Consider the following 20,744-nt stretch of genomic DNA (forward strand, 5'->3'; position numbering starts at 1 on the left):
GACCAGGGCCTTACGCCCCTGCGGCTTGCGGTTCAGACGAATCTCGAAGGCCATCGCACTCCCTGGTCAGGGATGTTGCGACGACTCCTCGAATCCGCCTGGGCGGCTTGGGGGGCTAATGTCCAGGCTGCACGCCTACGGGCTGGAGACCACTTTGCGGCGGTGCGGGTTGACCGTGGTCAATGCGAGGGTGGCGGGGTGTTGTGCGGAGGTGCCGCATCCGGCGGACACGGTCACGTGCAAGGCGCGTGAGGACGACGGCGGGCGGGCGTGGTTCTTCACGTCCTGGGGCGAGCCGATCGCCGAGGCCGACCGCATCGTGGACGCGGCGCTGATCGTGGCCACCACTCTCGGCACGCCGACCGAACATGGGTGCGCCGGTGAGTGAATCCGAGCGTGGACGCTGGGGGACGGGTGACGCGGCAGAGCCCCCCGCGTCCACTTCACCCGGCGAGCGATTGACCGAACTCGCGCTACTGGTGAGCCGGCGATTCTCCAATGTTGCGCCGATCCTGCCGCACGGGACCGAGATTCTGCATCTCATCCGCTCCGGAAAAGGACCCCACTACGTCGTCTGGGCCCGCCACCGCTGCGCCTACCTCTGGTACTGCGGACCCGACCACGGCGCACAGATCGGCACGACCGCCAACCAGGCCGCCGAGACCATCGGCCGGACGCTCGGCCTGCCGCCCGCCTGACACACCACACGAACCGCCCAGACCGACGCGGTGGTGCGGGTCGACGCCGCCCCCGAAGTCCCCGCACCGCCGCGCCCTTCGTGCAAACGAACCTCGCCAGCTCTGTGGGCATCTGGCTGCAGGCAGGCGGCGCTTTCGGAGCCATGTCGGGCGTCGCCTGTGCGTGGTCGCGTGGGTTCCGGGCGTACGAGACGGGATGCACCCCCAGAGCGGAGTTCGTTCACCCCACAATGAACTCACCATCGCACGCAGCCAGTTGCCCCTGGTTCCGGAGACGTAGCGATTGTCGCCGCGTACGGTGTGGGGAGGGCACTGGGGACGACGACAGAAGGTCGCCATGGCTGGACCCGTGGACGATGGGGCCCGCTCCATCGGAGAGAACGTCCGTGCGGCACGGCGCGCGACCGGCAAGAGCCTTGAGGCCGTCGCCGGCTTGATCGGCCGGTCCAAAGCGTGGCTTTCGAAGGTCGAGAACGGCAAGACCCGGTTGGAGCGTCGCTCCGACATCGCGGCGCTCGCCTCCGCGCTGGAGGTGTCGGCGGACTATTTGATGGGCGGCCCGACTCCGGAGGTGCGGCCCGAGCGTCGCCACTACAACCTGATGGGCTTGCAGAGAGTCCTGCTCGACTCCTCCCCCGGCGACCCTCCGGACATCCCGGCACGCCCCATCGATGTATTGCGCGCCGAGGTCGCGGCTGCCGATGCCGCCTTGCTCGTGGCGGACTACGCGACTGTGGCCCGGGTCCTGCCGGATGCGATCGGTGAGTTGTTCGTGCACTCTGCGACAGCGGAGGGGCCGGTACGAGACCTCGCGCTCCAGCTGGTCGTCCAGGCGTGCGGGTCCGATGCGACGTGCACGCTCCGGCATTTGGGGGAGGTCCACTTGGCGTGGATCGCCGGAGAACGCGGGCAGCAGGCGGCCGACATGCTCGATGACCCGATCTGGAAGGGTGCGGCGGCGTTCGGACGGGCACACGCGCGGAGTTCGACGAACCGGCCTCGGGCGCTCATGCTGACGCCTGACATCGCCGATGGGCTCGAGCCGTTCATCGGCGATGATCGCTTCGGTCATCAGGTCTACGGCATGTTGCGGCTGAGCAGTGCACTCGCCTGCCAGATCAACGGCGATGACCGGGCGGCCGCCGACCATGCGGCGGACGCGGCGCGCTCAGCCGAGCGTCTGGGCGAAGACCCCGGGGCCTTCGAGCTGTTCGGACCTGCGAACACCGGCGTGTGGCGGGCCTCTCTCGCCGTTGAAGCCGGAGAACCCGCCGCCGCGCTCGCCCATGCCGATGGGGTGGAGCCTCGGGCCTTGCCCTCGAGGAACCGGCGGGCCGCCCTCCTGTTGGAGCGTGCTCGCGCCCGCGCGATGCTCGGGCATCACTCGGACGCCGTCACCCGTGAACTACTGCAAGCCGAACGGCTTTCGCCCCAGCAGGTGCACCATCACCCGCTTGTACGGGAGCTGGTGCGGGACATGCTTCGGCGCACGGGCGGTCGGACGTTGCGTGGCTTGGCGTGGCGCATGAGCTTGCTCTGACAGGGGTTTCAGCCCTGAAACAACTCTCCGCACTTCCGCTTTTACGTTCTGTGGCGTCAGACGCAGAGCGACCCGGGCCGGTGCGCCAACACCGGGGTTCCCGGGCCTGGCCGGAAACGGAGTCCGGTTATGGGCAGGGTAAGCGAAGCGGGCGAGTCGGGCACGAGTGAGTGCCCCGACGGCACCGATCATCCGGACGCCTACGCGCGGCTGGGCGCGTTGATGTCCAGATTGCACATCTACGGATTGACGACGGTGCTGCAGCGGTGCGGCTTGACCGTGATCAATCCGAAGGCGGTGGGGTGTTGTCCGGATGTGCCGCACCCGGCGGACACGATCACGTGCAAGGCGCGTGAGGACGACGGCGGGCGGTCGTGGTTCTTCACGTCGTGGGGTGAGCCGATCGCCGAGGCCGACCGCATCGTGGACGCGGCGCTGATCGTGGCCACCACTCTCGGGGCGCCGATGAAGCATGGGTGTGCCGGTGAGTGAGTTCGGGCGTGGACGCGGGGGGACGGGTGACGCGGCAGAGCCCCCCGCGTTCACTTCACCCGGAGAGCGATTGACCGAACTGGCGACCCTGCTGCGTAGGCGGTTCGCCGGCATCGCGCCGATACTGCCGCGCGGGACGGAGATCCTGCATCTCATCCGTTCCGGCAAAGGGCCGCACTACGTCGTCTGGGCCCGGCACCGCTGCGCCTACCTCTGGTACTGCGGGCCCGACCACGGCGCCCAGATCGGCACGACCGCCGAACAGGCGGCCGAGCAGATCGGGCGGGTGCTCGGCCTGCCGCCCGCCTGACCACCACGCAAGCCCCTTCAGACCGGCGCGGTGGTGCGGGTCGACGCCGCCCCCGAGGTCCCCGCACCGCCGCGCCCTTCCAGCAAGCGAACATCACGAGCGCCGTAGCCTCGTCCTCACCACTGGGGATTCGTACCAGTTCGCCGAGGCCGAGAACGGCGGCGGCACCCTGCTGGTCGGCTGAACGCTCGATGGCCATGGGGCATCCGAGCTCGTGGCGTCCGGCGAGCGGGCTTGAAGACCGGCGGAGTGTCGAGGCCCTGGCCGTTCCGGTGGCGAAGCCGGTGAGTCGAGGCGTTCTGAACCTGGTGGTGGAGCGGACGAACGGGTCAGATCGGGGCGCGGCCAAGGAAGAGGCGCGCCAATCGCGGAAGCCGGGCGTGCATCTCCGCGGCGTCCTCGAAATCGAAGTCCTCGCCCATGTGGGCTGGTTCGCGCTCCGCCTGGGGACCGAGGAACTCGTCGTAGTCGTCGTAGAAGATGCAACCGTCGTCGTCGCCATGAATCCGCCCGTAGGCGTCGGAGGGCGCATAGTTGACCATCTCGGTGAACAGCGCCCGGTCACGGCCTTCGGCTGCCGCGGTGATGATGTCCGGGTGTTCGGCGAGGGCATCGGGTGAGGCGACGACCCGTTCGTACCAGTCACGGCCCTGCGCGATCAGTCCGGCACGGAAGTCCATGAAGGAGTCGTCCGAGCAACCTCCACCGATCAGGTAGCCGGCGGCCCACACGTCCCAGCGGAAGATCGCCGTGTCGAGTTTCTCGAAGCATCGCTGGTATTCGAGGACCGCCTGCTTCGAGGTCGCGGCCAGCGCGTCGGCCAGCGCCGTTGCGACGGCTTGGTCTGGATCATCTGTGGACGAGGCCGCGTTCGTGCGAGCGGCCTCGATGATGTTCCAGAAATCGGTGATGTCCACGGCTGCACCCTCCCACCCGGTGCTGACATGTGGAGGCCGCGGTTGGCCGTGAGGTTGCGGCCGGTCGTCGTGAAAGGGGGCATGGGGAGGTCGGCGATCCGGGTGGTCCGCTGGTCGATCTGGGCAAAGCGCCGACGGGGGGTGATCTGCGGTCCTTCGACTGGCCGAGCAGGACGGGTGCGGGGGGCCGTGGTGGGTCAGGGGGCGAGTGTGTTGGGGAAGTCGAATGTGGCGGTCAGTGCGGGGTCGTGGAACTTGATCACGCGGGAGACGCCGGTGGCGGTGGGGGTCAGTACCACGATGCCGTCGGCGCGGAATTCGCCGTTGGCGTCTCGGTGGTAGACGGCGGCGGCGGGTTGGCCGTTGGCCGTGGTGGCGATCATCCGCCAGTCGCCCGGCGTGCCCAGCACGTGGGCGTCGAGCATGTGGACGCACGTCGCCCGGCCCGCCTGCCATTCGCGGAACGGCGTCGCCTCCAGTGTGGCGTCCGCGCGGAGTACCTGTTCCAGGAGGCCGGCATCGGAGCGTTCGAAGGCCGCGATGTAGCCGTCGAGCAGCGCGCGCGCCCGTTGGTCGGTCGGTTCGAGCAGGTCCCTCGGCTCGGGTTCCAGTTCGTCCAGCCGGGCACGGGCGCGCTGCAGGCCGCTCTTGACCGCCGCCGTGGTGGTACCGAGGATCTCCGCGGTCTCGGCCGCCGAGAACGCCAGCACCTCGCGCAGGAGGAGGATCGCGCGCTGGCGGGAGGGCAGATACTGCAGGCCGGCGATGAGCGCCAGCCGCAGCGACTCGCGTTCGACCACCACCGCGGCCGGATCGTCGGCGGGCGGGGCGATCCAGGCGTCCGGTAGCGGTTCCAGCCATGAGACCTCGCCCGGCGCGACCGGGCTCGGCGGGCGGTCGGGCCCGTCGGACGGGCCCGCCAGTCCTGAGGGCAGCACCCGGATCGGGCGCGGCTTCAACGCCGTCAGGCAGACGTTGGTGGCGATCTTGTAGAGCCAGGACCGTACCGACGCCCGGCCCTCGAATCCGGAGTAGGACCGCCACGCCCGCAGGTAGGTCTCCTGCACCAGGTCCTCGGCGTCGTGGGCCGAGCCGACCATGCGGTAGCAGTGCGCCAGCAACTCCCGGCGGAACCGCTCGGTCTCGGCGGTGAACCGGTCTCGGTCCGGTGCCGTCCGCGGATCCGGTGTCACGCCGCGAGCCTATGACGGCGACACGTCTGGGTGTGGTCCACGTGCCGACGCGATCAGGGCAGCAGGGCCAGTTTGCCGACGGTGGCCCTGGCTTCCAGCTCCGTCAGCGCTTTGGGTCCGTCGGCCAGTTCGTAGACGGTCGGCCGGGTGGGGGCGAGCACGCCGGCCGCGATCAGCGCGGACAACTCGCCCATCAGCTCACCGAAGATCTGTGGTGCGGCCTGCATCAGGACGCCGATATTGAGGCCGATGACGTGGACCTGGTGCTTGTACACCAGCTCCCAGTTCGTGAGCGGGGCTTCGCCGCCCGCCATGCCGTAGACGATGACCCGGCCGGTGACCCGCTTGGCCACGGCCAGACTGACTTCGAAGCCGGCGCCGCCGGCCGACTCAAGAACCAGATCGACGCCGGACCCGCCGGTCAGTTCCATCACCTCGGCGGCGAGGTCGCCGCCGAGCGAGTCCAGGACGTGGTCGGCTCCCAATGCCAGCACCGTCTCGTGCTTGCCCGGCGAGGCGGTGGCGATGACCGTCGCACCGTAGTGTTTGGCCATTCTCACCGCGGCCTGGCCGGTCCCGCCCGCCGCGGCGTGGATCAGCACGACTTGCCCGGCGGCGATGCCCCCCAGGGGCTTGAGCGCGGCCAGCGCGGTCGGCCAGTTCACGACCAGGCCCAGCGCCTGCTGCTCCGTCCAGCCCGCTGGCACCGGCACCGCAGCGGCCGCGGGCAGGACCATGTACTCGGCGAAGGCGCCGGATCCGACGCCGACGACGCGCGCGCCCAGCTGCGGGACGGTCACCGCCTCGCCCACCGCGACGACCTCACCGGCGGCCTCGAAACCCGCCGGATACGGTGGCCGCGGACCGCCCGCGAACGTCCCATGGGCCTTGGAGACGTCGGCGAAGTTGACCCCGGCGGCGGTGACGCGGATCAGGACCTCGCCCCGGCCGGGGCTCGGCACCGGCGCGTCCGTGATCAGACGCATGTCCTGCGGGCCGTCGAGGGAGGTCTGCCGCAGCGCGCGCATGGTCGTGGGAATGCCCATTGAAGATCGGCCTTTCGTTCTCGGCGTCCGTGAGAGGGCGACCGGCCCGTCGCGCGGGCCGCGCCTCCCCCATGTAGACCTCGGCCACCGCTGAAAGGAATCGACCGGCCCCATCCGCAGATCCCCTTCGACGGTCGGGGCAGCCTGTCCGGTGCCCGCGACGACCTGAAGCCAGCGATCAACGCTGGGCTCGTCCCCGACCCGGCGGGCCGCTCGCGGGACCCGAGAAACGCCGTGAAAGGCGGGGCTCCGGACCCCTGTCGGGGGTTGCTCGTTCGTGGTTGCGTGAGTTCTGGGCGTCCGAGAGGGGATAACGGTGACTGCACCACTGGACCTCGGTCCGTACACGGGGCGGGGACGCGCCGTGGTGGAGCTGGAGTTGCCGCCCACGCTTCAGGGGTTGCCGCGGCGGCTCACCGATCTTCGGCGGCTCAAGGACGAGGCCATCGAGGCACATGACTTCGAGCACGGCGCCGAGATACGGGGGATGCTGCATCAGGGTCACGGGACCGCGGGATGAGGTGAACGTGGTGAGGAAGATCGTGCTGTCCATGTCGGTGTCCCTGGACGGCTTCATCGAGGGGCCCGAACGCGAGATCGACTGGCACCTGGTCGATGACGAGCTGCACTGGCACTTCAACGAGTGGCTCGGGGCGATGGGCGGGTTCCTGGAGGGGAGGGTCACCTACGAGCTGATGGCGGCCTTCTGGCCGACGGCCGAGTCCGACCCGGCCAGCACGGCGCCGATGCGGGCGTTCGCGCGGATCTGGCTGGAGATGCCGAAGATCGTGTACTCCCGGACGCTGGAACAGGCGGGCTGGAACAGCACGATCAAGCGGGAGGTCGTCGCCGAGGAGATCCGGGCGCTGAAGGCGCGGCCGGGCGGTGACCTGGTCGTCGGCGGGGCCGATCTCGGGGCGACGTTCATGCGGTACGACCTCGTCGACGAGTACCGGATCTATGTGCATCCCGTCGTGCTCGGAGGAGGGAAGCGGCTGTTCCCGCCGTCCCGTGAGCGCATGCCCCTTCGGCTGGCCGAGAACCATGTGTTCGGGAACGGCGTCGTTCTCCTCCGGTACGAGCGCCCCCGTTAGTCCGCCGGTGGACGCTTCTAAGATCGACATATGAGTGACGTGGTAGTTCGCCTGGCCGAGCCGAGGGACGTCCCCGGGCTCGTGGCCTCCAGCAGTGCCCTGTTCGCGGAGGACGCGGGGACCCGCGACCCGACGGTCAACGCCACGTGGCCCCGGGAACAGGGGGAGCGGCGGTTCGTCGAGGAGCTGGCCGATCCCCTGCGCCTGACGGTGGTCGCCGAGCGGGACGGCGAGATCGTGGGGCATCTGTCCGGGCAGCTCACCGAAAGCTGGTCGAAGCGGCCGGTGCGGGTCGCGACGCTGGCCACCCTGCATCTGAGCCCCGATCTGCGGGGCGGGGGCTTCGGGGCGGCGCTGACCGAGCGGTTCCTGGAGTGGGCGCGGGAGCAGGGCGCCGCGGTCGCGGAGGTGAGCGCGTACGCGGCCAACCAGGGGGCCGTGCGGTTCTACGAGCGCCAGGGGTTCGCGGTGCACTCCGTGACGTTGAGGGCTGATCTTTAAGGCCGTTCCGGGCGGTCCGCGACCCGGATCCGCTTGACCTCAACCAATATCGAGGTTCCAGAGTGACCGGTGAAGGCCGGTCACCGGACCCAGTCGACTGACGGATTCCCGGTCCGGTCGTGCTTCGTAGCGTCGGTCCCGTTGCACGGAGCCGACTCGACCGAGGGAGAACGACATGACCGAGAATCCGCTGCGCGTCGCGGTGATCATCGCGAGCACGCGGGAGAGGCGGTTCGGGCCGACGGTGAGCGCCTGGTTCGCCGCCGAGGCCGCGACGCGCCGTGACCTGGACATCGACGTGATCGACGTCGCGACGGCCGTGCCGACGGCCGGGCTCGGCGCTGCGCCGGAGGCGACGGCGGCGATCCAGGCGGCGGACGCCTACGTGGTGGTCACCTGCGAGTACAACCACAGCTTCCCGGGCACGCTGAAGAACCTGATCGACACGCACTTCGTGGAGTGGCGCGCCAAGCCGGTGGCGTTCGTCTCCTATGGCGGGCTCTCCGGCGGGTTGCGCGCGGTGGAGCACCTGCGGGGCGTCTTCGCCGAACTGCACGCGGTCACGGTCCGCGACACCGTGAGCTTCCATACCCCGTGGAATTGGTTCGGCGAGGACGGCCGTCCCCTCGACCCGGAGGGCTGCGGCGCCGCCGCCAAGAGCATGCTCGACCAGCTCGTCTGGTGGGGACGCGCCCTGCGCGAGGCCCGCTCGGCCAGCCCGTACGCGGCCTGATCATGGCGTCGGTGGCGGACGCCCGGACGAGCGCCGAGGCGGGGACGGGACCCGAGCCGAGGGCGATGGCGATCGCGCTGACCCTCGTGCTCGGCGCGGTCATGATCACACTGGACACCACGGTCGTGAACATCGCGCTGGACCGGCTCTCGCGCGACTTCGACGCGCCGCTGGCGACGATCCAATGGGTGGCGACGGGCTACTCGCTCGCGCTCGGCGCCGTGATCCCGAGCACGGCGTGGGCGGTGGGACGGTTCGGCGCGCGGCGCCTGTACCTCGGCGCGATCGCCGCGTTCGCGGCGGGGTCGGTGCTGGCGGGACTGTCGTGGAACATCGGGTCGCTCATCGCGTTCCGCGTCGTGCAGGGGTTCGGCGGCGGGATGGTGATGCCGATCGGGATGACGCTCCTGCTGCGCGCCGCGAGCCCGGACCGGCTGGGCCGGCTGATGAGCACGCTGGGGCTGGCGATCCTGGTCGGCCCGCTCGCCGGGCCGGTGCTCGGCGGGTGGCTGATCGACCAGGTGTCGTGGCGGTGGATGTTCTTCATCAACGTGCCGGTGGCGGTCGCGGTGGTGGCGCTGGGGGCACGGCTGTTCCCCCGGGACGTGCCGGAGACGGGTCGTCCGCTGGACGTGCCGGGCCTGCTGCTCCTCTCGCCGGGACTGGCCGCGCTGATCTACGGCGTCACGACGGGCGGGGAGCGCGGCGACTTCGCCGCGCCGGCGGTGCTGACGCCGCTGGCGGCCGGGGCGGCGCTGGTCGCGGGGTTCGTGCTGCGGGCGCTGCGGGCGCGGCATCCGCTGATCGACCTCGCCCCGTTCCGGGACCGGACGTTCGCGGCGGCGACCGGGACGCTGACGCTGTTCGCGTTCGGGTACTTCGGGACGATGCTGCTGACGCCGCTGTACCTGCAGGTCGTCCGGGGGGAGAGCGCGACGGCGGCCGGGCTGCTCGGGGTCCCGTTCGCGCTCGGCTCGGGGACGGCGGTGCAGGTCGCCGGGCGGCTGGCCGACCGGGTGGCGCCGGGACGGCTCGTCCCGGCGGCGATCACGACGTCGCTGGCGGGGTTCGCGCTGTTCACCGCGCGGCTCGGGCCGGACGCCTCGTACTGGGGGCTGTGCGGGGCGATGGTGCTGATGGGCGCGGGCGGCGGCGCGACGATGATGCCGACGATGACGGCGGCGACCCGGGGGATGTCGCACGCGCGGGCGCCCGCGGCGAGCACGACCATCAACATGATCAACACGACGTCCGCGGCGGTCGGCACGGCGGCGTCGTCGGTGGTGCTGTCGGCGCTGCTGAGCGGGGTGGTACCGGCGGACGAGGGCGGCGCGCTCCAGGCGTTGCACCGGCTGAGCCCGCAGGCCCACGCGGCGATCGCCGGGCGGCTCGCGGACGCGTTCCAGCACACCTACGCGTTCGCGACGGTGATGCTGGCGCTGGCCCTGATCCCGGCGGCGTTCCTGCCGCGCCGGACGCGGGGCTAGTCGCCCGGGCCGCGGGGACGCGGACGGCCCCGGTCCGGAGGGCTCCGGACCGGGGCCCCGTGCGAGAGCCCGGGGCGCCGGCCGATCCTGCCGCCGCTGCGGGGTCTCGTGTCCGGGACGCCGTCAGGCGGCGGGCGGAATGTTGTGGTTGAGGCGGAACAGGTTCCGCGGGTCGTAGGCGGCCTTCAGCTCGGCGAGCCGGCGGTAGGTCGCGGGGTCGTAGGAGGCGCGGACCATTTCCGGTCCGGCGTCGGGTCCGACGAGGAAGTTCAGGATCCCGCCCGAGGAGCGGGGGTCCAGGAGCGCGGCGGCCCGCTCGTGCAGCGAGCGGACGGACTCCTCGTCGACTCCCGGACGCAGCTTGGACAGCACGCCGACCAGGTACCGGGCGTCGCGGCCGCCGACGGCGTTCGGGACGACGGGCGGCCGGGCGAGCGCGCCGCCGAGGTGCCGGATCTCCAGGATCGCGCGGTCGGGCGCGCCCGGCCCGGCCAGGTCGAGCAGGTCGCGGACGGTCCGCCCGTCCAGCTCGCGCAGGGCGCGGGTCGTCGAGCGGTACGCCATCGGCGTGGGCGGCTCGTTGTGGATGGTGCCGGCCTCGGTGTACGGCAGTTCCCTCACGGTGTCCTGGAGACGGGGACCGGCCGCGCGCAGCGGCGCGATGAGCCGCTCCCCTTCGGCGGCGTCGCCCGAGTGGGCGATGCGCACGTGGGCGATGTGACGGCCGCGCAGTTCCTCGGGGAACGCGGGGATGTCGGGGACGGGGACCAGCGCGATGGACGAGGTCATCGCCTCCGGTACGTCGGCCGTCCATGTGCGCCACAGATCCATGACCTCGGGTATCAGATCCGTGTCGAAGATGAGCCCGCCGCCGTAAAGGTGCGTGACGGGGAACAGGCCGATCTCCAGGCTCGTCACGACCCCGAAGTTGGCCCGGCCACCGAGCAGCGCCCAGAACAGGTCGGGGTCGGTGTCGGGCGTCACATGCCACAGCCGCCCGTCCGCCGTGACGGCGTCGATGGACCGGACGTGGTCGGCCGCGTACCCGTACCGGCGCGACATCAGCCCGGCGCCGCCGCCGAGCATGTAGGAGACCGCGCCGACGCCGGGCGACGACCCGCTCAGCGGCGCGAGCCCGTGCTCCGCCGCCTCCGGGACGACCTGGGACCAGCGCACCCCCGCCTCGATCCACGCGGTGCGCGCCTCCGGGTCGACGCGCAGCCCGGTCATCCGGCCCGTGCTGATCAGCAGCCCGCCGTCGGCGGGGAGCGGCAGGCCGTGGCCGGTGTTCTGAACGCCGACGGGGAGCCCCTGCGCGGCCGCGTACTCGACGGCGGCCCGCACGTCGGCGGCGTCCAGCGCGCCGACGATCACGCCCGGCCGGTGCGGGTCGCGGGTCTGGAAGCCCGTCCGCTCCTCGTCGTAGCCCGCGTCGCCCGGTTCGAGCACCGGTCCCCGGACCTTGGCGGCCAGCGTCCCGTGCGTGCCCATCTCGTCCCCCTCGTGGTGAGCGCTTGTGCGTTCGCCTCCATTCTCACGACGGCCGAACCAGAAGTCCAAGAGATGGATCTGCTGCGATCGATCACGAAATCTTATGGACGTGCCCCGCCCCGCGCCGGGCACGCGGGGCGGGGCACGGGGCAGGTCAGAGCTCCTTGAGGAAGCCGGAGTCCACCGCGAACTCCGCACCCGTGGTGCTCGCGGAACGCGGGGACACCAGCAGCGCCACGACGTCCGCGACCTCCTGCGGATCGGCGAGACGCCCGGTGGTGAGGTTCATCATCTCCGGCGCGACGCGGTCCAGGACGGCGTCGCGGTCGGCGCCGGTGACCCCGGCGAGGACGTCGGCGGCGCCGCCCTCCTCGGTCCACCACTCCGTCCGGACCGGGCCCGGCGAGACGGTGTTCACCCGGATGCCCTGCGGGGCGTACTCCTCCGACAGCCCCTTGGTGAGGTTGTTCAGCGCGGCCTTCGCCGCGTTGTAGTCGAAGTTCATCGGGCCGGGCCGCCGCGCGTTGCCCGAGGAGACGTTCACGATGGACGCGGCGTCGCTCCCGAGCAGGTGCGGGACGGCCGCACGGACCGCCCGCACCACCGCGAACAGGTTGAACTCGAACATCGCGCGATAGTCGTCGTCGGTCAGGGTGAGAAAACCGAACCGCGGCAGGATCGCACCGGGCGGCGGCCCTCCCGCGTTGTTGACCAGCACGTCCAGCCGCCCGAAAGCCTCCACCGCGCGCTCGACGGCCCGGCCGGGCGCGGCCGGGTCCATCAGGTCGGCGGGCACGTGCACGAGGTCCGGCCCGGCGAGCGCCTCCAGGCCCGCGCCGGGCGCGCGGGAAACGGCGGCGACGCGCGCGCCCTCGTCCAAGAGCGTGCGGGTCACGGCCAGCCCGATGCCCTTCGAGGCGCCGGTGACGACCGCGACGCGGCCGGTGAGACGCAGATCCATGGGGGTTCCTCTCGTAGATGCGCGCACCGTCCGCCGGCGCGCCGCCCCCGCTGAACCCCGCCCACCGCCCGGCCGTTGCGGTCAGCCCGGAACCGGGTCGTCCAGTCGGCTGAGAACGGTGTTGTGCACGTGCTGGAAGATCACCGACGTGCGGAAACCGGCGATCTCCTTGCGCTTGCTCAGCCGGTCGAGCAGGAAGGCGTGCAGATGGTCCAGGTCCTGCACGCCGACGTGCAGGACGAGGTCGTCGCCGCCCGCGACGACGAACACGCCGATGACCTCCGGCGTCGCCGACACGTATTCCTTGAACGTGTCGATGACGCTCCGGCTCAGCGGCCGGACCTGGAGGGACACCAGGGCCTGGACGCCGCGGTTGAGCGCCGCCGGGTTGATCTCGGCGTGGTAGCCGCGGATGACGCCGCGCCGGGTGAGCGCCCGGACGCGTTCGAGGCAGGTCGAGGGGGCGATGCCGAGCCTGCGGGCCAGTTCCCGGTTGGACTGCCGCGCATCCGTCTGGAGAAGCCGCACGATTTCCGTATCAAGTTCATCCACAACCGAATTATCGCCATCAAATCCGAACATCCGGTCGGCTCGCCCCGATCCGCGACGCGCATCTGGCTACTTTCACAGCGGTGAGCTGACCGTTTGCGGAGGATCGGGGGCGTTATGGGGAACACCGGCGGGCACCGGCTCGGGCTCGGGCAGGGAACCGCGCTGCTGGTCGGCGCGATGCTCGGCCCCGGTGTGCTGGCGCTGCCCCACCTCGCCTCGGCCGCGGCCGGGCCGGCCTCCATCGTGGCGTGGGCGGCGCTGCTGGCGCTGAGCGTCCCGGTCGCGCTGACCTTCGCCGCGCTCGGCGCCCGCCATCCGGACGGAGGCGGCGTCGCGACGTTCGCGGCCCGCGCGTTCGGTCCCCGGACCGCGATGGCCGCGGGGTACTGCTTCTACGCCGTCGTCCCCGTCGGCACGCTCGCCGGAGCGATGATCGGCGGCGACTACGTGGCCGCGGCGACCGGCCTCGGCCGCCCCGCGGCGGCGGGCACGACGCTCGCGCTGCTCCTCGCCGCGTTCGCCTCGAACCTCGGCGGGCTGCGGTTGTCCGGGCGGGTCCAGCTCGTCCTCGTCGCGGCGCTCGCGGCCGTGCTCGTCCTCGCGGTGGTACTGGCGGGCCCGCATGTCCGGGCGGGCAACTTCACGCCGTTCGCCCCGCACGGGCCCCTCGGCGTGGCGCACGCCGCCGGGGTCCTGTTCTTCGCCTTCGCGGGCTGGGAGGCCGCGAGTCACCTGTCCGCGGACTTCGCCGACCCGCGCCGCCTCCTGCCCCGGGCGACCCTGCTCACGCTCGCCACCGTCGGCGCGCTGTACCTGGCGCTCGCGGTCACGGTGACGGGCGTGCTCGGCGACCGGGCGGCGTCCTCGCCGGTGCCGCTGACACTGCTGCTCGCCGACGGCATGGGCGCGGGCGCCGCCCGTCCGGTCACGGCGGTGCTCGCGTGCCTGCTCAGCTTCGTCGCGATGAACACCTACATCGCGGGCGGGGCGCGGCTCGGCGCCGCGCTCGCCCGCGACGGCGCGCTGCCCGCGTGGCTGGCCCGCGGCGCCGCGCCCGGCGAGGTCCCGCGCCGCAGCCTGGCGGTGCTCGCCGTGCCCTCCGGAGTCCTGACGGCCGTGGTCCTGGCGGGCGGATTCGGCCTGGACCCGCTCATGCGCGTCACCGCCGCGTGCCTGGCGGCCGTCACCCTGATCGGGACGGCGTCGGCCGTCCGCCTCCTGCGCGGACGCGGCCGAACGCTCGCCCGGGTCGCCACGGCGTTCACCGCCGCCGTCCTGCTCTCCTGCGGCCCCTACCTCGTCATCCCCGCCGTGTTCATGGCGATCCCGGCCCGCGGGCTCGCCTGGCGGCTCGGTCCGCGACCGGGCCTGTGCGAGCGCGAATCGCTTCGCGATCTTTGATCCCCGGCTTTCTCCTCGGCGCCCGGGGGTCGAGGCGGCCGCCGCCTTCGCGGCGCCGTGGTCATGGACGCGCGGGCGCGGCCGTCACATGTCGTAGCGCTGGAGGTGAATCATGCCTACGGTGAACTTCACGCATTGGCTCTTGACAAGGTAGGTCGTTCACCCCAAAAGTAAATGATCATTAGGTCGTGAGGAGACCAGATGTGGCAGCGCACGCGCACTCCGGGTGACGGGACGGCCGGCCGTTGATCGACAGGTCCGCGATCGGCACCCGGACGCGCCCGTTCAGCGTCGACATCGGGCGGGACCGGCTGCGCGCGTTCGCCCTGGCGTCCGGCGAGACCGACCCCGTCTACACCGACCTCGAGGCCGCCCGCCGGGCCGGTCACCCCGACCTGCCCGTCCCGCAGGGCTTCCTGTTCTCGCTGGAGATGGAGCAGCCCGAGCCGCTGGCCTTCCTGGACAGGCTCGGCGTCGACATCCGCCGCGTCCTGCACGGCGAGCAGATCTTCACCTACCGGTCGACGGCCTACGCCGGTGACCGGCTCACCGCGTCCATCCGCATCGATGACATCTACTCCAAGCGCGACGGCGCCCTGGAGTTCATCGTCCGGACCACCGAGTGGACCCGGCGGGACGCCCCGATCGCCGAGCTGACCAGCATCCTCGTCGTGCAGAACGCGGGCGCCGCGGAGTGAGTTCCCGCGGCCCCGGCGGCTCGGGACGGGCCGGGCGCCGCGCCCTACGATGTCCAGAATGACCACCCGAGCGCGGCGGCCGCCGGACCGCAAGGCACAGATCGTCGCCGCCGCCGCCGGACGATTCACGGCCTCCGGCTATCACACCGTGGCGATGGGCGACATCGCGACGGACGTCGGCATCACGGCCGGCGCGCTGTACAAGCACTTCCGGAACAAGCAGGAACTGCTGTTCCGCGTCATCATGGACGGATTGGACGCCGCGACCGAGATCTGCAGGAACGCGGCCAATGTCGACGACCTGCTCGACGCGTGCGCCGCGTTCTCGCTCGACCATCGCGACCTGCCCGTCCTTTGGCAGCGCGAGGCGCGTGCCCTCGCCCCCGAGCAACGCCGCGAGGTGCGCTCGCGGATGCGCGGGGCGGGCGCCCGCGTCGCGGCGCTGGTGCGCGCGGAGCGTCCCGAGCTGAGCGAGGAGGACGCGGAGCTGCTGGCCTGGGCGGCGCTGAGCGTCCTGGCGAGCCCGTCCCATCATCGGGTCACGCTCCCCGCCGCGCGTTTCAGGCGCGTCCTGCGCGAGATGGCGGCCGCGGTCGTCCGGACGCGGTTGCCCGAGCGCGACCCGCGGGCCTGCGGCCCGGCCCTCGGCCTGACCCGCTCCTCGAAGCGGGAGATGCTGCTGACCAGGGCGACCCGCCTGTTCGCCGCACACGGCTTCCAGGCCGTGACCATGGAGGAAATCGGCGCCGCCGCCGGGATGGCGGGCCCGAGCGTCTACCATCACTTCGCATCGAAGAAGGATCTGCTGGTCGCCATTCTCAACCGCGGCACCCAGGTCCTGGAGCTCAGCATGAACCAGGCCCTCGCCAGAGCGATGTCCACGAGCCACGCCCTGGACCAGTTGCTCCTCTCCTATACCGACATGGCGGTCGAGACCCCGGACATCATCCTCGTCCTCACCACCGAGTTCGCGAACCTGCCCGAGGACCGGCAGCGTAACGCGTGGCGCATCCAGCACCAGTACATCGACGAGTGGGCCCGCCTCCTGGCGCCCACCGCGCCGGCGGAGGCGCGCATCAGGGTGCACGCCGCTCTGGCCATCTGCGTGGACGTCCTGCGCACCCGGCACCTGCGCGCGCGCCCCGCGATCCGCGCCGAGGTCACCGCTTTGGGACGGGCCGTCCTCGGCGCCTGAGGCGGCCGCGCGCGACCGGCACCGGTGGGGCCGGCGCCCATTTCCGCCCGGCGGCCTGATCATTCCCAAGCCGGGTGGTTAATGCGCCCCTGGCCGAGGGAACAGTCAGCTCAGGGGGCGGTACCGGTGAACATGATGGTCGAACTACAACGGGACCAGCTGGCATCGCCGTTCGTTACCGCCGCGGGCGACTCCGAATTGGTCGGCCTTGAGGTCGAGTGCGGTGTCGTCGACCCGAACACCGGCCGGGCCGCCCATTATCGCGGGGACAACGGCCTCCTCGCCGTGCTGCGAACCGTCCTCGACGAATGGGGCGGACGCCCTTTGCACGACGCCGGAAACCTCGTCGGGGTCGACCTGAACGACGGTTCCCGGCTTTCCCTGGAGCACGGCGCCCAACTGGAGTATTCCTCCGTTCCCACCGCCGATCTCGGATCGGCGGTGGACTCGGTTCGCACCGCCCTGGAAGGGCTCGCGGAGCTGCTCCGGCGTTTCGGCCTGGCGCTGTTGCCCGGGGCCTTTCTTCCGTTCGACCGGGTGGACACCATTTCCTGGGTGCCGCTGGGCCGGGGCGGGGTGATGCGCGCGCACTTCGCCGGCCTCGGCCGCACCGGCGGCCTCGCACCGCAGATCCTTTCGCTGTCGACCTGCACGCAGGCCCACCTCGACTACCTCTCGGAGGAGGACTTCACCGAGAAACTGCGGATGCAGGCGGTCGTGTCGCCGGTGGTCGCCGCGCTCTTCGTCAACTCGCCGCTGCAGGACGGCCGCGCGGACGGCCTGCTGTCCCACCGGTCCCTGGCCTGGGAGCGGACGGACCCGCGCCGCTGCGGCGTCCTGGAGCCCGCGCTCCGCCCCGACGTGGGCGTGCACGACGTCGTCGACTGGGCGCTGCGGCTGCCGATGGTCTACCACGTGGACCGCGACGGCCGGTGCCGGCGGGCGCCCGACCGGCCGTTCGCCTCGCTGATGAGCGAGGGCTTCGACGACGGCACCTCGCCCACGGCGGACGACTGGACGCACCACCTCTCCCAGATCTGGACGCACATCCGCGTGCGCGGGACCCTGGAGCTCCGCGCCGCCGACGGCCCGGCCTACCCCCACATCCCCGCCCTGCCCGCGCTGTGGGTGGGCCTGACCTACCACCCGCCGTCGCGTGGCGCGGCGTGGGATCTGCTGAGCGGGTACAGCCTCGCGCAGTACCGCGCCGTCACGGCCGACCTGCCGTCGCTGGGGCTGCGGACCACGCTCGGCGCCGAGCGGGTGCGGGACCTGGCCGGGGAACTGGTCCGGCTCGCGCGGGAGGGGCTGCGGGCCCGGGTGGACGGCGGCCTCGACCCGCCCCGGGTGCTCGGCTACCTGGACCCGCTGGAGGAGATCCTCCACACCGGCGAGACCTTCGCCGAGCAGTGCCTGCACCGATGGCGCACGGATCTGCGCGAAGACCCCGGACGATATGTCGACGCATATCGCGTCTGACCGCCCGGGAAAAGTGCCGGAGGAAGGATCCGAACCTTCACGTCCCTCGCGGGACACCCGAACTCGAAAGTCCGGGCGCGTCTACCACTTCCGCCACTCCGGCCCGCTGTTCAACGCTTGCATCGCAGCCTAACAGCGGCGCCGGAACGAATGAAGAGACAACGGCGGATCGCCGGTCTTAGCGTGCACCCACAATGCCATGGGAACGGTCTCACATGGACCGTCCCATTCGGGCCGGTCACCGCCCGCCGCCGGACGGCACGGGAATCGCAGCACGGGCAACGCGGCGCCGCCCGAAAGTCCCGCCCGGACGCACCCGCGGCGCGCGCCGCGACCCGGGCGACACCACCGGCATTCGGTCGTCCCTATCTTATTCGGCGACCGCAACGGACCTCCCTGAATCGAAGAAACGTACGGACTTCTTGGAGGTCGAAAATCGCCCGGGTATGGTCCAGAGGACCCTATTCCTCTGGACGGAGCAGGTCCGATGGGCGACCCGAAGACGATCTTTCTGTCCTATCCGCCGGCGTCCAGCATCTGGCATCTGCCGATGGGCATCGCCTTTCTCGCGAGCATCCTGGAACGGCGCGGGCACCGCGTCGTCCAGCATTACGGCCATATCGACGGCGTGGAGCACGTGCTGCGCCGGCAGGGCGGCTCCCAGGTCGATCAGGCGCTGCGGATCGTCCGCGATCCGAGCGCCTCCGTCCTGCAGCGGCACGACGCGCGCACCCTGTTCGAGGACGTCTCGGCGGCCGTCCCCACGTCCGCCGAGGTCTTCGCGGTCGAGCGCAACAACGTGCGCTACGACTCCCGCACCTGCAAGGGCCGCATCAGCGAGCTGCGCACCGTGCTCCGGCTCCGCGACGAGCACGTGTTCCACGACTACTTCGCCGAGGTCGAGCTGGAGCGGATCCGCGCCGCCGCCCCCGACGTGGTCGGCATCAGCGTGTCCGACGAACGGCAGCTCGTCGCGGGCTGCGTGCTGGCGTCGCTGGTCCGCGAGGCCATGCCCGGCATCCGGCTGCTCATCGGCGGCAACTACTGGGCCCGCACCATGACCGCCTATCACGACCCCGAGTTCGTCCCGCTCTTCGACCACTGGGACGCGATCGTCTACGCCGAGGGGTTCGAGCCCATGGTCGCGCTGGCCGAGGGCGCCGACCCGGGCAGCGTCCCAGGGGTGGTCTGGCGCGACGGCGACACCGTCCGCGTCAACCCCCGCACCACCGCCCCCGTCGACTACGAGACGCTGCCCACTCCCGTCTTCGACCGTGGTATCCGCCAGTGGAGCCCCGACTTCGTCCCGCCCCTGTACAGCATGTCCAACTGCCCCATGCGCTGCCGCTTCTGCAGCATCGCCGCGGGAAGCGACACGTTCCTGCACAAGCCGCGGGTGATGTCCGAGCGCCGCGTCGCCGAGCACATCGCCGCGCTCGGCACCGACCGCGTCGACTTCGTCGACGAGTACCTCACCGTCCCCCGCCAGCTCAAGATCGGCCGCGAGCTGGCGCGCATCGGGCACCGCGCGACCTGGCAGTGCTACCTGACCGCGGGCGACCAGCTCCTGAACCCCGACACCTGCCACCGGCTCGCCGAGGCGGGCTGCCGCGCCGTCCAGCTCGGCCTGGAGTCCCTGGACCCGGACGTGCTCCGCCAGGAGGCCAAGCCCTGGAACCACCCCGCCAACTACGGCCGCATCCTCCGCAACCTCAGCGAGGCGGGAATCCAGGTCCACGTCTTCATCATCGTCGGCGTGCCCGGCGAGCAGATCAACCGCTCACTGCGGTGGCTGTCGTTCCTTGAGGAGTACGGCGAGCACATCCTGACCATCAAGTCGGGACGCTACCGGCTGACCCGGCAGGCCCCCGACGAGGGCCTCGCGGGTCTCGGACGGCTCTCGGGGCTGCACGTCACCGGCACCGACGACCAGCTCCTCAACCTCAACCGCGACCAGTTCCGCTACACCACCGACGGGCTCAGCCGCAAACGCGTGGAGGCCATCCGCGACCTCCTGGAGGAGGCGTGCCGCCGCCACTGGGCCTACCAGGTCACCTCCACGATCCCCTGGTGGATCAACCGCGGCCGGTACACGCTGCCGCAGCTCCGCGACGCGGCCGAGGTGCTGGGCGCGCACCGTCCGCCCGAGCCGTCCATCTCCGACGGGCACCTCAAGCGCGGGCTAGCGAAGGTCGGCACCGCGCTGCACGAGGAGCTCGCGCTGCGCGTCCCGCTCGGCACCTACGAGGACGCGCGCGATGTGTCCGCGCGGCTCCGCGCCGAGGACGAGCTCGCCCCGGCCGCACCGGCCGCGGGCGCGTCCTGAGACCGCGACGCCCGAGTCCCCTCCCAGCGGCGCCAGCCCACTATGACGCCATGGACACATCTCGAAAACGAATACTCTGAGTAATGATCTCGATACGATCTGTCGCGTAGCCGAATCCTCGACAACGGAGACGCGCATGCGACGGATTCCCCGTGTTCTCGGTGCCCTCGCGGCGGCCGGGGCCCTGCTCGCCCCGATGACCCCGGCCGCCGACGCGGCCGCCACCGGCTCCACCACCGACCAGGCGGCCTACTTCGTGTTCACCGACATCACCCGGGAAGAGGCCGTCGTCAAGATCACTGACCCGGCCGAGATCCAGCACGCCCGGGACCTCGTCAACGGCGAGACCACCGACCGGCCGCACCTGGTCGGCAGGATCCTCAAGCGGCGGGCCCCGTACAACCCGAGGTGGAGCTACCACTACAACCCGGAGACCGTCGACTTCTTCGACCAGGCCTTCGAGGTCTGCGACGCCACGATCCCCTACGTCGAGGAGCACCTCGACGAGGCGGGCGGCGCGTTCCTCCCCGGTCTCGTCTGGTGCCCGTGGACGTCCCGCCTGGTGAGGGAGGTCCACGCACCGTGATCCACCGGACGGCCTGAGCCGCAGCCTCCGGAGGGTCCATCGCC

General features: G+C 71.5%; 22 protein-coding genes and 1 tRNA gene. 16 read left to right on the plus strand and 7 right to left on the minus strand.

What is annotated here, in order from left to right; genetic code table 11:
* Window positions 1-118 precede the first annotated feature (118 nt).
* The 5 genes from E1291_RS13360 (at window position 119) to E1291_RS13380 (ending at window position 3,040) form a co-directional block, all read left to right on the plus strand.
* Window positions 119-388 carry a hypothetical protein gene (locus E1291_RS13360; RefSeq protein WP_131738097.1) on the plus strand — a complete coding sequence of 90 codons (270 nt, stop codon included), beginning with the start codon at window positions 119-121 and terminating at the stop codon, window positions 386-388.
* Between the two features lie 91 nt (window positions 389-479).
* Window positions 480-698: a hypothetical protein gene (locus tag E1291_RS13365; RefSeq protein WP_131738098.1), complete on the plus strand. Its 219-nt coding sequence runs from the start codon at window positions 480-482 to the stop codon at window positions 696-698.
* A gap of 349 nt (window positions 699-1,047) precedes the next feature.
* The gene (locus tag E1291_RS13370; protein ID WP_242614122.1) at window positions 1,048-2,238 is read left to right on the plus strand and encodes a helix-turn-helix domain-containing protein; all 1,191 of its coding nucleotides are present in this window, start codon (window positions 1,048-1,050) and stop codon (window positions 2,236-2,238) included.
* A 129-nt stretch (window positions 2,239-2,367) separates the two neighbouring features.
* A complete protein-coding gene (locus E1291_RS13375) occupies window positions 2,368-2,730 on the plus strand; it encodes a hypothetical protein (protein ID WP_131738100.1) in 363 nt (120 codons plus the stop codon).
* 70 nt (window positions 2,731-2,800) lie between these two features.
* The gene (locus tag E1291_RS13380) at window positions 2,801-3,040 is read left to right on the plus strand and encodes a hypothetical protein (RefSeq protein WP_131738101.1); all 240 of its coding nucleotides are present in this window, start codon (window positions 2,801-2,803) and stop codon (window positions 3,038-3,040) included.
* A 329-nt stretch (window positions 3,041-3,369) separates the two neighbouring features.
* Here the strand turns inward: E1291_RS13380 and E1291_RS13385 are convergent, their stop codons facing one another.
* The 3 genes from E1291_RS13385 to E1291_RS13395 all read right to left on the minus strand — a co-directional run bounded on the left by E1291_RS13385 (window position 3,370) and on the right by E1291_RS13395 (window position 6,196).
* Window positions 3,370-3,957, minus strand: coding sequence for a DUF4240 domain-containing protein (locus E1291_RS13385; RefSeq protein WP_131738102.1), 588 nt, complete (start codon window positions 3,955-3,957; stop codon window positions 3,370-3,372).
* Window positions 3,958-4,154: 197 nt separating this feature from the next.
* Window positions 4,155-5,150 (minus strand): sigma-70 family RNA polymerase sigma factor, encoded by a 996-nt coding sequence (locus tag E1291_RS13390; RefSeq protein ID WP_131738103.1) that lies wholly within the window; start codon window positions 5,148-5,150, stop codon window positions 4,155-4,157.
* A 53-nt stretch (window positions 5,151-5,203) separates the two neighbouring features.
* Window positions 5,204-6,196: a zinc-binding dehydrogenase gene (locus E1291_RS13395; protein WP_131738104.1), complete on the minus strand. Its 993-nt coding sequence runs from the start codon at window positions 6,194-6,196 to the stop codon at window positions 5,204-5,206.
* Window positions 6,197-6,512: 316 nt separating this feature from the next.
* Between E1291_RS13395 and E1291_RS13400 the strand changes: the two genes are divergently transcribed.
* The 5 genes from E1291_RS13400 (at window position 6,513) to E1291_RS13420 (ending at window position 10,011) form a co-directional block, all read left to right on the plus strand.
* Window positions 6,513-6,716: a hypothetical protein gene (locus tag E1291_RS13400; RefSeq protein WP_131738105.1), complete on the plus strand. Its 204-nt coding sequence runs from the start codon at window positions 6,513-6,515 to the stop codon at window positions 6,714-6,716.
* A gap of 7 nt (window positions 6,717-6,723) precedes the next feature.
* Complete coding sequence (locus tag E1291_RS13405) at window positions 6,724-7,290, plus strand: dihydrofolate reductase family protein (RefSeq protein WP_242614123.1); 567 nt, start codon at window positions 6,724-6,726, stop codon at window positions 7,288-7,290.
* 30 nt (window positions 7,291-7,320) lie between these two features.
* Window positions 7,321-7,791 carry a GNAT family N-acetyltransferase gene (locus tag E1291_RS13410; protein WP_131738107.1) on the plus strand — a complete coding sequence of 157 codons (471 nt, stop codon included), beginning with the start codon at window positions 7,321-7,323 and terminating at the stop codon, window positions 7,789-7,791.
* Between the two features lie 175 nt (window positions 7,792-7,966).
* Window positions 7,967-8,524, plus strand: a complete 558-nt coding sequence (locus E1291_RS13415) for an NADPH-dependent FMN reductase (RefSeq protein ID WP_131738108.1) — start codon at window positions 7,967-7,969, stop codon at window positions 8,522-8,524.
* Window positions 8,525-8,535: 11 nt separating this feature from the next.
* The gene (locus tag E1291_RS13420; protein ID WP_242614124.1) at window positions 8,536-10,011 is read left to right on the plus strand and encodes a DHA2 family efflux MFS transporter permease subunit; all 1,476 of its coding nucleotides are present in this window, start codon (window positions 8,536-8,538) and stop codon (window positions 10,009-10,011) included.
* 123 nt (window positions 10,012-10,134) lie between these two features.
* Here the strand turns inward: E1291_RS13420 and E1291_RS13425 are convergent, their stop codons facing one another.
* From E1291_RS13425 to E1291_RS13435, 3 genes are all read right to left on the minus strand, one after another.
* Complete coding sequence (locus tag E1291_RS13425) at window positions 10,135-11,502, minus strand: FAD-binding oxidoreductase (RefSeq protein WP_131738110.1); 1,368 nt, start codon at window positions 11,500-11,502, stop codon at window positions 10,135-10,137.
* Between the two features lie 154 nt (window positions 11,503-11,656).
* Window positions 11,657-12,463, minus strand: coding sequence for an SDR family NAD(P)-dependent oxidoreductase (locus tag E1291_RS13430; RefSeq protein ID WP_131738111.1), 807 nt, complete (start codon window positions 12,461-12,463; stop codon window positions 11,657-11,659).
* A gap of 81 nt (window positions 12,464-12,544) precedes the next feature.
* Window positions 12,545-13,015: an Lrp/AsnC family transcriptional regulator gene (locus tag E1291_RS13435; RefSeq protein ID WP_131738112.1), complete on the minus strand. Its 471-nt coding sequence runs from the start codon at window positions 13,013-13,015 to the stop codon at window positions 12,545-12,547.
* Between the two features lie 114 nt (window positions 13,016-13,129).
* On the opposite strand from E1291_RS13435, the gene E1291_RS13440 reads away from it, so the two are divergent.
* The 4 genes from E1291_RS13440 to E1291_RS13455 all read left to right on the plus strand — a co-directional run bounded on the left by E1291_RS13440 (window position 13,130) and on the right by E1291_RS13455 (window position 17,788).
* Window positions 13,130-14,416, plus strand: a complete 1,287-nt coding sequence (locus tag E1291_RS13440; RefSeq protein ID WP_131738113.1) for an APC family permease — start codon at window positions 13,130-13,132, stop codon at window positions 14,414-14,416.
* 245 nt (window positions 14,417-14,661) lie between these two features.
* Window positions 14,662-15,114, plus strand: a complete 453-nt coding sequence (locus tag E1291_RS13445) for a MaoC family dehydratase N-terminal domain-containing protein (RefSeq protein WP_131738114.1) — start codon at window positions 14,662-14,664, stop codon at window positions 15,112-15,114.
* Between the two features lie 58 nt (window positions 15,115-15,172).
* The gene (locus E1291_RS13450; RefSeq protein ID WP_165495096.1) at window positions 15,173-16,309 is read left to right on the plus strand and encodes a TetR/AcrR family transcriptional regulator; all 1,137 of its coding nucleotides are present in this window, start codon (window positions 15,173-15,175) and stop codon (window positions 16,307-16,309) included.
* A gap of 132 nt (window positions 16,310-16,441) precedes the next feature.
* Window positions 16,442-17,788 carry a glutamate-cysteine ligase family protein gene (locus tag E1291_RS13455; RefSeq protein WP_242614126.1) on the plus strand — a complete coding sequence of 449 codons (1,347 nt, stop codon included), beginning with the start codon at window positions 16,442-16,444 and terminating at the stop codon, window positions 17,786-17,788.
* A gap of 14 nt (window positions 17,789-17,802) precedes the next feature.
* Here the strand turns inward: E1291_RS13455 and E1291_RS13460 are convergent.
* A tRNA-OTHER gene (locus tag E1291_RS13460) sits at window positions 17,803-17,891 on the minus strand.
* Between the two features lie 384 nt (window positions 17,892-18,275).
* Here E1291_RS13460 and E1291_RS13465 point away from each other — a divergent pair.
* Window positions 18,276-20,114 (plus strand): B12-binding domain-containing radical SAM protein, encoded by a 1,839-nt coding sequence (locus E1291_RS13465; RefSeq protein ID WP_131738117.1) that lies wholly within the window; start codon window positions 18,276-18,278, stop codon window positions 20,112-20,114.
* 136 nt (window positions 20,115-20,250) lie between these two features.
* Entirely contained in the window at window positions 20,251-20,700 is a 450-nt protein-coding gene (locus tag E1291_RS13470; protein WP_131738118.1) for a BP74-related protein, read from the plus strand.
* The last annotated feature ends 44 nt before the right edge of the window (window positions 20,701-20,744 follow it).

It is taken from the genome of Actinomadura roseirufa, assembly GCF_900659635.1.
Classification (GTDB): Bacteria; Actinomycetota; Actinomycetes; order Streptosporangiales; family Streptosporangiaceae; genus Spirillospora; species Spirillospora roseirufa.

Coding starts and splice junctions, on each gene's coding strand:
- E1291_RS13395 (WP_131738104.1), bottom strand. CDS start 6,196: ATGGGCATTCCCACGACCATGCGCGCGCTGCGGCAGACCTCCCTCGAC.
- E1291_RS13430 (WP_131738111.1), bottom strand. CDS start 12,463: ATGGATCTGCGTCTCACCGGCCGCGTCGCGGTCGTCACCGGCGCCTCG.
- E1291_RS13470 (WP_131738118.1), top strand. CDS start 20,251: ATGCGACGGATTCCCCGTGTTCTCGGTGCCCTCGCGGCGGCCGGGGCC.
- E1291_RS13440 (WP_131738113.1), top strand. CDS start 13,130: ATGGGGAACACCGGCGGGCACCGGCTCGGGCTCGGGCAGGGAACCGCG.
- E1291_RS13415 (WP_131738108.1), top strand. CDS start 7,967: ATGACCGAGAATCCGCTGCGCGTCGCGGTGATCATCGCGAGCACGCGG.
- E1291_RS13465 (WP_131738117.1), top strand. CDS start 18,276: ATGGGCGACCCGAAGACGATCTTTCTGTCCTATCCGCCGGCGTCCAGC.
- E1291_RS13375 (WP_131738100.1), top strand. CDS start 2,368: ATGGGCAGGGTAAGCGAAGCGGGCGAGTCGGGCACGAGTGAGTGCCCC.
- E1291_RS13410 (WP_131738107.1), top strand. CDS start 7,321: ATGAGTGACGTGGTAGTTCGCCTGGCCGAGCCGAGGGACGTCCCCGGG.
- E1291_RS13425 (WP_131738110.1), bottom strand. CDS start 11,502: ATGGGCACGCACGGGACGCTGGCCGCCAAGGTCCGGGGACCGGTGCTC.
- E1291_RS13450 (WP_165495096.1), top strand. CDS start 15,173: ATGACCACCCGAGCGCGGCGGCCGCCGGACCGCAAGGCACAGATCGTC.
- E1291_RS13455 (WP_242614126.1), top strand. CDS start 16,442: ATGATGGTCGAACTACAACGGGACCAGCTGGCATCGCCGTTCGTTACC.
- E1291_RS13360 (WP_131738097.1), top strand. CDS start 119: ATGTCCAGGCTGCACGCCTACGGGCTGGAGACCACTTTGCGGCGGTGC.